Origin of the sequence: Stenotrophomonas sp. TWI819, assembly GCF_039673075.1 — a bacterium.
GTDB lineage: Bacteria > Pseudomonadota > Gammaproteobacteria > Xanthomonadales > Xanthomonadaceae > Stenotrophomonas > Stenotrophomonas rhizophila_B.
The window spans coordinates 12,914-25,600 of sequence record NZ_JBDJKY010000019.1 but is presented as its reverse complement, the minus strand read 5'-3'; the positions used below and the strand labels follow the sequence as shown (position 1 = coordinate 25,600).

Genomic DNA, 12,687 nt, shown 5'->3' with positions numbered 1-12,687 from the left:
TCAGGCCTCCCCCGCCATCAGTGCGGGCCGGTAGCCCGGACGCGCCATCAGCAGGTGCGAGACGCCGATGGAGCGCTCCAGGAAGCCACCTTCGCAGTACGCCAGATAGAACTCCCACATGCGGATGAAGCCCGCATCGAAGCCCTGTGCGCGCACCGCCGGGAGCTGGGCCAGGAAGCGCTGTCGCCACGCGCGCAGCGTGAGCGCGTAGGACGGGCCGAAGTCGTGCTGGCCGATCAGCTGCAGATCGCTGCTGCGGGTCTTGGCGGCGACGATGGCGTTGATCGAGGGGATGAAGCTGCCGGGGAACACGAAGCGCTTGATGTAGTCGACGCTGCGCCGCGCCTGCTCGTAACGCTGGTCTTCGATGGTGATGGCCTGCAGCAGCGCCAGGCCATCGTCCTTGAGCAGGCGGGTAAGGGTGGCGAAGTAGGTGTCCAGGTACTGCGCGCCGATCGCCTCGATCATCTCGATGGAAACGAGCTTGTCGTACTGCCCGTCCAGATCGCGGTAATCCTTGAGCAGCAGGGTGACCTTCTCCTGCAGCCCGGCCGCCTCGACCCGCTGCTTGGCCAGCGTGTACTGCTCCACCGAGATGGTGGTGGTGGTGACGTGGCAGCCGATATGGCGCGCCGCGTACAGCGCGAAGCCGCCCCAGCCGGTGCCGATCTCGACCACGCGATCAGCCGCGGTGAGCTGCAGCTGCTCGCAGATGCGGGCCAGCTTGCGCTCGGACGCCGCCTCCAGCGTGTCTTCGGGACTGGCATACAGCGCCGAGGAGTACATCAGGTCCGGCGACAAAAACAGCGAGAAGAACGGATTGCCAAGGTCATAGTGCGCGGCGATGTTGCGGCGGCTGCCTTCGCGTGTGTTACGGCGCAGCCGGTTCCAGCCTTTCAGCAGCCAGCCGCCGATGCGCGCCGGGCCGCGCTCCATGCCATCGAGCAGATCGCGGTTGCGCACCAGCAACTGCACCAGCGCGACCAGGTCATCGCAGCGCCAGTCACCGCGGATGTAGGCCTCGCCCGCACCCACGCTGCCCTGCGCGGCCACCGCGCGGTAGAAACCGGGATCGTCCACCCAGACCGTCACCTGTGGCGTGGCCTTCGGATCGCCGATCACCACATCGCCCACGGCATCGCGCAGCCGCAGATGCCCGCCGCGCAGCGGTGCCAGCTGCGCCAGCAGGCGCCCGCGCAGGAACCCTTCAAGGGCGGACGGTTGCGGCACGGCCACCGCACGGGTCATGTCGTTCATGGGGATTTTCCGGCAAGAGAAGGATGGTCGTGGACGGGGTTGCGCTTGAGCCAGAGGCGCAGCGCCTGCCAGTGGATCGCGGCAACGACCTTGAGGGTCATCAGCGGGTAGCGCAGCAGCACGCCGGCCAGGCCACGACCGGTGAGCGGATGGCGCTGCATCACCAGGTCGGCATCGAACTGGCACACACCCTCTCGCCACACCTGCATGTGCACGTGCAGGTCATCGCCCGGCGCGGTGAAGCGCCAGCGGTACTCGCAGTCCATCTGCATGAAGGGCGACACGTGGAACTGCTTGTCGAAGGACCAGCACAGCGCGCGGCCTTGGGCATCGGCCTGCGCCACCGGCAGCACGTAGGCGTGGCGCTCCTTCCACGGCGTATTGGTGATCTCCGCCACGATGCTGTCCAGCGTGGTGCCATCGGCGGCGTAGCAGTAATAGAAGCTCACCGGATTGAAGACATGCCCGGCATAACGCGGATGCGTGAGCAGGCGGATCGGCCCGGCGGGCGCGCGACCCAATGCCTCGGTGATGCGTGCGCGCACGGCATCGGCCAGCGGTTGATCCGGCGCGCCAAGATAGTCGCTGCGGCGGAACTCGACCACGTTGCGACGGCCCACCGACCACAGCCAGCGCCGCTCAAACAGATGCGGCAGTTCGTCCAGGTCCAGCAGCAGCTGCGCGATCGGATAGCCGAACGCGTGCGCATGCGGCGCGTGCCGCCGATGGCGCATCCAGCCACGGTAGATCGCACTGGTGGTCATGCCGGCAGTGCCTCGGCCAGCGGCCAGTAAGACTCCGCATCCAGCGCCTGCAGCGCATCGACCACGCGGCGGGCACTGCGGATGCCATCTTCGTGGAAGCCCCAGCCCCAGTACGCACCGGCGAACCAGGTGCGGCGATGCCCCTGGATTTCGGCCCAACGCTGCTGGGCGCGCACCATCGCGTGATCGTGCACCGGGTGGGCGTACTGCAGGCGGCGCAGCACGGTGGCCGGATCGACCGCCTCGCTGCGGTTGAGCGTGACCACCAAGGGCGTCGGCGTGTCGATGCCCTGCAGCAGGTTCATGCAGTAGCTGACCGTGCACGGTGCGAGCGGGTCGCGCGGTACATGCGCATTCCAGGCCGCCCAGGCCTTGCGATCACGCGGCAGCAGGCTGGCGTCGGTATGCAGCACGACCTCATTGGGCTGGTAGCGGATCGCGCCCAGCACCGCGCGCTCGGTGAGATCGGCATCGGACAACAACGCCAGTGCCTGGTCGCTGTGACAGGCCAGCACCAGCTGGTCGAAGCCTTCCAGGCCGGCAGCGCTGTGTACGCGCACGCCATGCTCATGCCGCTCCACGCCGAACACCGGACACTCCAAACGCTCGCGCACTTGCCAGCGGCTGCGCAGTGCATCGACGTACCTGGCCGAACCGCCCTGCACCACCCGCCACGGCGCGCGCCCGGTCATCTGCAGCATCTGGTGATTGGCCATGAACTGCACCAGGTAGCGCGCCGGGAAGGCGGCCAGGCTGGCCGTGGGCGAGGACCACAACGCCGAGGCCATCGGCAGCAGGTGTTCGTCGATGAAGGTGCGGCCATAGCGGCCCTTGGCGAGGAACTGGCCCAGCGAAGGGCCGTCGTCCTCGCGCTCCAACAGCGCAGGCGCCTCGCGGTAGAACCGGCGCAGATCCCGCAGCATGCCCCAGAAGCGTGGCGACACCAGATTGCGACGCTGGCAGAACAGCGTGTCCAGCGAGGTAGCGTTGTATTCCAGCCCGCTGCGCTCGCTGTGCACCGAGAAGCTCATCGTGGTCGGCTGCGAAGCCACCCCCAGCTCGTCGAACAGGCCGGTCAGCAGCGGGTAGTGCGCAGGGTTGAACACGATGAAGCCGGTGTCCACCGCCTGCGTGCGGCCGTCGACCTGCACCTCATGCGTATGGGTGTGACCCCCGAGGTAGTCATTGGCCTCGAACAGCGTTACTTCGTGCTGCTGGCTCAGCCACCACGCACTGGAGAGGCCGGCGATACCCGATCCGATCACGGCGATACGCATGTCAGTGCTCCGCCTTGGCCAGCACCCAGGCCGGCACAGGTTTGATATCACGCACCAGCCCGAGCGCGGCCATCGCACGCAGGCCATACCAGGTGACATCCACTTCCCACCAGTAGAAGCCCTGACGTGCGGTGCCCGGGAAGAAGTGGTGGTTGTTGTGCCACCCTTCGCCGAAGGTCAGCAGCGCGAGCCACAGATTGTTGCGGCTGTCGTCACCGGTGTTGAAGCGCTGGCGGCCGAAGCGGTGCGCCAGCGAGTTGATGGTCACCGTGGCGTGGAACAGCACCACGGTGGAAATGAAGAAGCCCCACACCAGCATCTGCCCACCGCTGGTGCCCCACGACGGCGCGATACGTTCCAGCAGTGCACCCAGGCCGAACAGTGCCGCAGCCAGCGCGATCGGCACCAGCGTGTCGAAGCGATCCAGCCAGCGCAGTTCGGGGTACTTGGCGAGATCGGGAATGCGCGACCAGTCGGTGCGGAAGCCTTCCACCGTGAGGAACCAGCCCATGTGGCTCCACCAGAAGCCATGCACCGAGGGCGAATGTGGATCGGCGGCGGTATCGGTATGGCGGTGATGGTTGCGATGATGCGCCGCCCACCACAACGGGCCGCGCTGCACGCTGGAGGCGCCGATCAGCGCGAAGATGAACTGCACGGCCCGCGACGTCTGGAACGTGCGGTGGGAGAAGTAGCGGTGGTAGAAGGCCGTGATCGCAAACATGCGCACCGCGTACAGCGCGACCGCCACGCCGACCGCTACCCACGACACGCCCACCCAGATCACCGCCAGACAGGCCAGGTGCATTGCCGCGAACGGAATCGCACGCACCCAGTCCACACGCTGCGGCTGGCCGGTCACGGCAGCCGCATCGGTGCGGGTGTCGAACCAGCGCAGCAGCGTCGCCCAGCGACGTGGCTGTGCGGTGCGTCCTGCGTCCGGGGTGGGGCTGTCCGACATGACTCGCTTCTCCTGAGGCGTTAACAGGAGATACGACAGGGCATGACGTTTGGATGCACGGATCCGGAAAAAAACCGCGACTCCGTGCGATTACAGGTTGGCGATGTCGCCCTTGGCGATGATCGGGCCGGTCGGAATGCCTTGCGGCGCACCGGTCGACGGTTCCAGCGTGATCGCCAACACCGAGCCGTTCACAAGCGCATCACGCAGCGTGTCCGGCACGGCCACGGTATGCGCGCGGTCGATGGAGACCAGGCCCAGCGAACGCGGTGCGCCGCCGGCCGGAATCAACCACAGCTCGGGGGCACGGCCGGCTGCATCGGCCGCGGCCGGGACGGGCACCATCAGCACCTTGCCCTGGGCCTTGTCGACGGACGCCAGCCAGCCCGGCGTGCCATCGTCGTGCAACAGCGGCGTGACCGGCTTGGTGGCCTGCTCCGGCTCGGCCGGTGTCGTTGGCGTGGTCGGCGTCGTCGGTGTAACGGCCACGGGCGTAGGCGAAGGTGCGGTCGGCTCCAGATCGCGGCGACTGAACACCGCCACCAGTGCCAACGCGGCGGCAAGCGCGGTCATGCCCTGCCAGAAACCGGTGCGCTGCCAGACCCGTGGCGAGGCGGTCGTTGCTGCGGGCCAGCCCAGTGACGTGCGGATGCGGGGCCACAGATGCGCAGGCACCGCTTCACTGCCGAACGATTCGAGCAGCGGCGCAAGGCGGTTCTCCCACTGCGTCACCAATCGCGCAAAACCGGGATCGCCGGCGATGCGGCGTTCAACCTCGGCACGCTGGCCGGCATCGAGCACGCCCAGTACGTACTCGCCGGCCAGGATGTCGGCGCTCGGCGGCTCGCCGTCGTCGTGCAGATCGTGGAGGTCGCGAACGTTCATCGTTCCAGGCACACCCGCAGTTGGCCCAGCCCACGACGGATCCAGCTCTTCACCGAGCCCAGCGGCGAACCGATGCGGCGCGCCAATTCTTCATAGCTCGCGCCATCGAGGAAGGCCAGCCGGATCAAGGATCGCCGGCGCGGTTCCAACGTTTCCAGGCACGCCTGCAGGCGCTCGTGGTCGGAGGCCTGCTCGGCGGCAAAGGCAGGCTGTGGCGCGACATCGGGAATCTCCTCCGCCACCGACAGATCATCCAGCACGCGCGGCGGCGCGGCCCGCAGGCGGTCGATCGAGCGGTTGCGCGCCATCATCGACAGCCAGGTCATGGCCGCCGCCTTGGCGCGGTCGAACTGCGCCGCCTTGTTCCAGACCGTGATGAAGACGTCCTGCAGCACCTCTTCGGCATCGCCGCGGTCGCGCAGCACATGCAGGCAGATCGCGAACAGCCGTCCCGAAGACAATTGGTAGACCGATTCGAACGCCTGGCGATCACCGCCGGCGACGCGGACGAGCAACTCGTCCAGACGGTGTGATGCGGCAGCGGCGGCGTCCAGCTCGGGCATTGCAGGCTCAATGTCGATAACGGGCGTATCGGCATCCTCCCTGCTCCCGCCGCCGTCTGCAAGGGGGCGCTCAGGCACCGCATGTCTTCACCAGCGGCTGCGTACGCGCGGCGGACAACTCGGCCGCAGGCGTGGCAACGGGAGCCGCCGGAAACTCGACCCGCACCTGCGGGTACTTACCCTTCTCATCGCGGACGTTGCCGGTGCCGGTGAACTGCAGCAGCCGCTGGTCCGCGCTGGCATAGACCAGGGTGACCGGGGGCACCGCGAAACCGAACCACGCATCGAGCTTCATCTGCAGCTGCTCGGCCGGTTGACCCTGCCAGGTCACCGCGCCGGTGCGCTGCAGCTTCAGCGGTACCAAGCGCTGACGGCTGGGCAGCAGGAACTGGAACGCCACGCTCTGCCCGGCCTGCAGCGCGGCCCAATGGCTGCGCACCGCCGCGTCGAAACCGGCATCAACCACCGCGCCCGGCGGAACCGCGATCGCGCGGCTGAACGTCGGTGCCTGCGCGCTGGCGCGGACCGATACCTGGCGGGTGGCGGCACCGCCGCGCACGCCTTCCTGATACCCATCGCGGCCATCGTCCAAGGTGAAATCCGGCGTCTGCGGACTGCCCTGTGGGGTCATCCACTTGCGCGCAAACGGGCGCCCGTCGCTGCAGCGGTACAGCACCAGCCGCGACTGTGCGCTTGCCGGCCCCTGCAGCCAATGGGTCTCGCGGTAGAGCAGGCGCCCATCGGCGGTGGCGTACGCGCGGCCTTCCTGGCGCTGTACCTGCTGCGCGGCTGCCGGCAGCACTGGGCAAAACAGCAGCAGCAATGAGGGTAGAGGGGGACGGCGCATGCGTGGCTCCACGATGGGTTCGTGAGTAGATACGTAGCCAGCGGCGCGGCGGATGCATCAGACCGTACGGAAGTTCGCGCCCCCCCATTTCGAAGGCCTCATACCACCATTGCATTCCATATAGCGCCTGCCCGGCCCGCCCACATGACCAGCGCACTGGAAATCGTGGCCAACCTCGCTGTGGTGGCCTCGATCCTGATCTCATCTGCACCAATGGACCTAAAGCCATTTCTGCCGGCAAAACTGTGACTGGAGCGGCATACGCAACTTTGAAAAGGGCCCAGAATTTGAAGACCGGTAGCAATAGAACCGCCGCGTCAGACGACACTAGCTGCTCTACCAGCTTCTTCAACCCCCCATCTTGGTCGGCGACCTCATGCGCTCAGTCCCATTCCCTCATCCCGGACAGATCCTAAAAGAGGAATTTCTTCGTCCCCTGTCGATGAAACCTGAACATCTAGCTCGTCGCATTAATGTCCCACTCGCACATCTCGAGGGCATCACCACCGGACGAGACTTCATCACCAATGCCGTCGCGCATAAACTTGCCGAACATTTCGCGACCACTGCATCTTTCTGGCTGAACCTGCAGCGTGGTTACGATAAAGCCCTCCAGTTGCAGCGCCAAGCTCTACCGATTGCCGCCATTCCTCCTCATCGTTGAAATTAATCAAGCCGCAAAGCGACTGATCTTCGTCAATACGGTGACAATCTCGTCTGCATCTGCATCTACAAATGCGCCATCCAGACCTTCGTAATGGATGGCAGTGAAGGGAGGCTCATATAGCTGCCCCGGCTCTAGGACGCCATTACTGACCAAACGATCAATGATCATCTCCACGAACCGGATCTGCTGGCTGCTGTACCGGCTGCCATCCAAGAAGTGGGCGAACGCCTCCTTGGCTGCACCGCGATCCAGCCCAACAAGGGAACGGATGAAGACCGGCAGCGATTGCTCGACACCGAATGACGCCTCAAATCTAGTCTTGCTCTCTACTTCAGGCGCCGCATAAACGAACCGTTCCAGCTCCGCCAGATCGGTTGGGGTCAGCGGCTTGTTGTGGCGAAGCTTGGCAATGGCGAGGTGGTTCTCATTTTCGCGTATCCACGCCTCTACCTTCCGCCGATACTGAGCAAGGTTGATACCAGTGCTGAAATTCGCCATTTCGATAACAACCGCATCGCCGATTTCATCATCCAATACGCTGTAAACAGGCTTGGAGGAAGTGCGCTTAATGAACTGAATGAGATTGCGCAGCCGGCGGCGTAACCGTTCAACCATCTCGACGGTCACATCCTTCCAGAACTCTGGGTCCTGCACTTCCTGGATCAAGATGATTTCCGCCTGCACTGCAGGAATGGCCTGCATCGTCTCCAGATCCGAGGCGAGCTCTATAATTCGGTCGCGATTTCGTGCGAAGTCAGCAGTCGAACGCAGGATGGCAAGCTGCAGGTTGGTGCAGATCAGATCGAACAGCTTGGCCGTGATCTGTTCAGGATCACGTTCAGTGGGAAGGCCGGCCACACGATCACGCAGCTCACCAAGTTCTGCAACACCTAGTCTGTTCCATGCGTCGCGCTCAGAGAAACGTGTCACATGTTCCAGCTCCATGCGAACAATGAAATTATCCTGATTCATTGCCGCCACATCGCCATGCAACTGTTCGATCAAACCTGTCCGGAGATTCGTTCCTGAGTAATCGACGTGATCCTCGGCCACTTGGTTGACCGGCAAATGCAACAGGGACAATAGATCAATCCGTGCCTGGAACAACCGCTTTCCCACTGGTTCTGCGAGTGCACCCGCAGCCCCCGCTGGATGCGCATTGAAGTACTCGAAGTTGCCGCAGAAATCGAATATGAAGAATTCTTTCTTGTCCTTCCCGGGACCAAACAGGTCCGGAGACAGACGGGTACCACGGCCGATCATCTGCAGGAACTTCACTTTCGACCTTACGGCCTTGAAGAACACCAGGTTCAAAACCTCCGGCACATCAATGCCCGTATCCAGCATATCCACGGAGATCGCGATCTGCGGCATCTTTGTCGCGATGCTGAAGCTGTCGATCAAGCTTTGCGCATATTTCACCTCATGGGTGATGACGCGCGCAAACTGCCCCTTGTGTTGCGGGTAATGATGATCGAAACGTCGCGAGATGAACTCGGCGTGCTGCTGATTGACCGCGAATATGATCGTCTTGCCAAGCGTGTCGCCGCCATCGACCTTCAAACCGTGCTGCATCAGATGCTGAAGCACCTTGTCGACGGTATCTTCATTGAAGAGTTTCTTGTTGATATCCGACGCCTGCACTTCGCCTGGAGCGCCGTCCTCCTCACACTCGCCCCAATCCAGCGACTCCCAGTGTTCTTTCTCTTCCTCACTGAGCTGGTCATACCGGATACCCTCACGAACGAACTTCAAGGGAACCGACTGCGCGCGCGGAGGCACCAGAAAACCGTCGGCGACCGCCTCATCCAACCCGTACGCGTCGGTGGGAACGCCAGTTTCCAGCCCGAACAGGTGATAGGTGTCGCGATCCACTTCGTCGCGGGGCGTTGCCGTCAGACCCACCAGGTAGCTGTCAAAAAATCGGAAAATCGCACCATACTTCTGGTACACACTCCGATGCGCCTCGTCGATGATGATCAGGTCGAAGTGGCCCACGCCGTAGCGACGACGCCCGTCAGCAATCTGATCGATCAGGTTCATCATCGTCGGGTAGGTGGACAGATACACCCTCCCCTGCCCGTCTTTTTCTGTCACCAGATTCACCGGACTGGAATCAGGCAGGTGGGCCTTGAAAGCATTTGCTGCCTGCTTCACCAGCGCCACGCGGTCCGCCAGGAAGAGCACGCGTTTTGCCCAGTTGGCACGCATCAATAGGTCCACTAAGGCTATCGACATACGGGTCTTACCCGTGCCCGTCGCCATCGTCAACAGACCTGAGCGCCGCCCATGTGCAAGCGATTCTGCCATCGCTTTGATGGCCCGAAGCTGATAGGCACGACCTGCGATGCCGGTGTTGACCTGAAGCCGCCGCGGATCCTGCTGCAACTCACGCCGGGTAATGGACAGCTTCAGCTCTTCGGCGCTGTAGAAACCCTGCACCTCACGTGGCGCCGCCCTCATGTCGTCCCACAGCCACGTGTTGTGGCCATTGGTATAGAAGATCAACGGGCGCTGGCCGGTCATCTTCTCCAGACAATCAGCGTACAGCTTGGCCTGCTGCCGGCCGACATCCGGATCACTGAAGCTGCGCTTGGCTTCCACCACTGCCAGTGGCTTGCCGTCGCTGCCATTGAGCACATAGTCGGCGAAGCCCTCTCCCTTGCTGTTGGGCATACCTGCAAGCGGAACTTCAATGGAGACGTTGCGCCCTACCTCCCATCCGGCCTCGCGCAGCAGTACATCGATGAAATAGGTTCGGGTGTCAGCCTCGTTGTAGTCATGGGCATCAGGCACCCTGATGTTGGCGAGCTTGGCCTGCGCCAGTTCGGCACGTCGGCCGGCCAAGGCGCCATCCAGCTGCGCCAGCAGCGCTTCCCGCTCGGCCAACGTAGCTGCTTGTTCAGCAACGCGTGCCTCACGCGCTTCGAGCGAAGCATGCAGTTCGCCGATCTGTTGCTGGAACCTGGCTTCCTGCTTCTTCAACTCGTCGCGGGTAAAAGCAACTGCCTCATCGGCACGGACCAAGCCTATGACCCGCTGCTCATCCCACTCGGCAACGATACGCTTCGGGTCGCTGGCGCGGGTATAGGTGCGCGCCAGCCAGAACAGTACGTGGAACAATTCGCGGACGAGTCGCAACGCATCGCCACTGCCCAGCCGCTGGTTGCCGTGCACCGCCTGGTTACCGAGCTTCTGGATCAGCCGCATCTTGTCATGCACGTAAGGCGGAACCAGTTGGGTGAACGCAACCTGGGTCAGCAACACGTTCAACCCGCCGTCATAGGGCATCCGCAGGTCACGGTCATTCTGGTACAGCCAATGCACCGCCTGCTCCAGCGCGTGGCGGGTGCGCATGCAGCACGCACGCGGGTCGGAATGCGCGAGTTGCTCCGCGGCCTTGGCAGGCTCGCAGAGCGCGTTGAATTCCGGCAGCAGAAACTGGAAGTTGCTCAAATCCTTATTCCCCGGGCTGAGTGGCCTGATATGCCTGCATGGCATGGGTGGGCGTGGTGGGGAAGGCAAAGCGCAAGCGGCCTTCCCGGACCAGTGGCTTCAAGTAGTGCTGCCGCAACGCATCTGAATCGCGCGCGATTAGCGCGGCAATGCAGGTACCGGTGACGTAATGGCCTACGCACAGACGGACGATGACGTCCTTCATTTCGGCCTTGCCTACCTTCTTTCGGGTGCGCGGCAGTGCCGCCATCGCTTCCAGCATCGAACGGAATGTCGGGGCCAAGTGCTCCAGCGAGTCGATGATGGGTGCGTCGAGCTGTGCGCTGATCAGAAGACCGTTTGTATCTCTTTGATTTTCTACCAATTTATCCGAGTTATCTGTGCGGAAGTGTGCGGAGCTGTGTGGCAAATGTTCGGAGCTCGGGACCAAATGTGCGGAGCCCGCGGGCAAATGTGCGGAGCTGTCCCCGAACACTTCCTCCGGCCTCGGCAGCGCGGCCCCCGGCAGGCAGTACACGGCGCCCCGCCCGGGATTGTGCCCTTCCAGGAACCCCTCCTTGACCAGTGCCTGGAGCAGACGCGTCGCGTCCACCGGGTGCAGGGCCGTCATCTCGATCACCCGGGCATGGGTAACCGTCTTCTCCGTGGCAGCGGCTGCCAAGGTCAGCCGCTCATTGCGCTGCAATGCATCGAAACGGACACCAAAGCGTGTCCTCAATCCTGCCAGTAGGTCATCCGGCAACAGGTCGACCATGCGTAGTTCCAGCAGGGTCTGGTTGTACGGCTCCATACGCTCGTACAGCGCAGGCGCGCGCCAATGCTGGTCGGCCCAGCCGCCATATATTTTTGGAATACCGGATCCAGCCTGCTCACCCACACCCACAAACCGGAACATTTTGTGCAGCGTCCGATTGCGGCAATCATGCTCGCCACCGCGGATGGCGATCTCAGGGGGAATCCGCATCAGGCCCGGGTTACGGAAGCCGAACATGTCCGGCCGTTTCACCACCAGCACCGGGGCGCGCTCGGAATAGTCCGCATGCACCAGCACATTGGCCAAGGCTTCGCGCAGGGCAACGTGTACAGCGGTTTCATCCTTACGCTCACCCTTCTCAAGCAAGAACGGCACCTTCAGATCTTCAGTCAGCTTCAGGTAGACCCTGCGATAGAAGTCATACAGATTTCCCGACCACCTGCCGTCCAGCGTAATCCGGTCCACCCAGCGGCTTTCGATGCGGGCTTCCGGACGTTCCTGGTAGTCCAGCATGTAGTTCGGCAACGCCTCCTGGATGGTGGACATCCAGCCAAACATCAGCAGACCAGCCAACGTCAGGCCACCGTCGCCGGTTTCGCGGTCCTGGCGCCAGCCACCGATCTGGCGCAGGAAGCCCAGGTCGTCCTGCGTATTCCACGGGTGCAGCGGATCACGGTTGGCGAACACCTGCCGGTAGGCACGGAAGGTTTCCATGCACAGGTCCGGCATGCCATAGCCGCGAAGAATGCGGTCATCACGGCTGTCCTCGACCTGTTCGGCCAGCATGCGCTTGACGTCTTCATCGGGCAGACAACGGTCGCCTTCATTGAGCCGCAGGTAGGTGTGACCGAGCGGGTTGCCCTTCAGAAACACGGGGCGCTGCTTGCGGCCAGCACGTGGTATCTGGATGACCAGCAAGGTGCCTTCCGGCAGGACCAGTTCGCTGACATCCGCATCCACCAGTAAATTGGCACTGACTTTTTGCCGGTTGCCAAGGCCATCGAACAGCTCCTTGCGCACCTTGGCCACATTGGCGATGCCTTCGATGGCAAACGCCCCGTTGCGCTCGCGCAGCCCCAGTACGACCACGCCGCCGCCGGCATTGGCGAAGGCGCTGTAGGTGGGCCAAAAGTCGTCAGGCAACGCGCCTTGGCCGTCTCGACCGCGGGCGAGCTTGCACTCGAGGTCGACTGACTCGCGAAGCAACTGGATATCGGCGATTGACTGGATGTCGGTCATTTTCCAAGATCTGGCAG

General features: G+C 63.3%; 10 protein-coding genes. 1 reads left to right on the top strand and 9 read right to left on the bottom strand.

Annotation, left to right across the window (positions count from 1 at the left end; all coding sequences use genetic code 11):
- The 7 genes from ABE463_RS17855 to ABE463_RS17825 form a co-directional block, all read right to left on the bottom strand.
- Positions 1-1,257, bottom strand: a complete 1,257-nt coding sequence (locus tag ABE463_RS17855) for a cyclopropane-fatty-acyl-phospholipid synthase family protein (protein ID WP_346469071.1) — start codon at positions 1,255-1,257, stop codon at positions 1-3.
- Entirely contained in the window at positions 1,254-2,021 is a 768-nt protein-coding gene (locus ABE463_RS17850) for a DUF1365 domain-containing protein (protein ID WP_346469070.1), read from the bottom strand. Before ABE463_RS17850 ends, ABE463_RS17855 begins: the two co-directional genes overlap by 4 nt.
- Complete coding sequence (locus ABE463_RS17845) at positions 2,018-3,298, bottom strand: FAD-dependent oxidoreductase (RefSeq protein ID WP_346469069.1); 1,281 nt, start codon at positions 3,296-3,298, stop codon at positions 2,018-2,020. Before ABE463_RS17845 ends, ABE463_RS17850 begins: the two co-directional genes overlap by 4 nt.
- 1 nt (position 3,299) lies before the next feature.
- The gene (locus tag ABE463_RS17840; RefSeq protein WP_346469068.1) at positions 3,300-4,259 is read right to left on the bottom strand and encodes an acyl-CoA desaturase; all 960 of its coding nucleotides are present in this window, start codon (positions 4,257-4,259) and stop codon (positions 3,300-3,302) included.
- A 90-nt stretch (positions 4,260-4,349) separates the two neighbouring features.
- Positions 4,350-5,144, bottom strand: a complete 795-nt coding sequence (locus ABE463_RS17835; protein ID WP_346469067.1) for an anti-sigma factor — start codon at positions 5,142-5,144, stop codon at positions 4,350-4,352.
- A complete protein-coding gene (locus ABE463_RS17830) occupies positions 5,141-5,707 on the bottom strand; it encodes a sigma-70 family RNA polymerase sigma factor (protein ID WP_346469066.1) in 567 nt (188 codons plus the stop codon). The genes ABE463_RS17835 and ABE463_RS17830 overlap by 4 nt, the downstream gene beginning before the upstream one ends.
- Before the next feature lie 70 nt (positions 5,708-5,777).
- Positions 5,778-6,554: a hypothetical protein gene (locus ABE463_RS17825; protein ID WP_346469065.1), complete on the bottom strand. Its 777-nt coding sequence runs from the start codon at positions 6,552-6,554 to the stop codon at positions 5,778-5,780.
- Positions 6,555-6,930: 376 nt separating this feature from the next.
- Here ABE463_RS17825 and ABE463_RS17820 point away from each other — a divergent pair, with 376 nt between their 5' ends.
- Complete coding sequence (locus ABE463_RS17820; RefSeq protein WP_346469064.1) at positions 6,931-7,218, top strand: HigA family addiction module antitoxin; 288 nt, start codon at positions 6,931-6,933, stop codon at positions 7,216-7,218.
- A 6-nt stretch (positions 7,219-7,224) separates the two neighbouring features.
- Here ABE463_RS17820 and ABE463_RS17815 read toward each other — a convergent pair whose 3' ends face one another.
- Together ABE463_RS17815 and ABE463_RS17810 are read right to left on the bottom strand one after the other, a co-directional pair.
- A complete protein-coding gene (locus tag ABE463_RS17815; protein ID WP_346469063.1) occupies positions 7,225-10,677 on the bottom strand; it encodes a DEAD/DEAH box helicase family protein in 3,453 nt (1,150 codons plus the stop codon).
- A gap of 4 nt (positions 10,678-10,681) precedes the next feature.
- Positions 10,682-12,670, bottom strand: coding sequence for an RNA-binding domain-containing protein (locus ABE463_RS17810; RefSeq protein WP_346469062.1), 1,989 nt, complete (start codon positions 12,668-12,670; stop codon positions 10,682-10,684).
- Between the last annotated feature and the right edge of the window lie 17 nt (positions 12,671-12,687).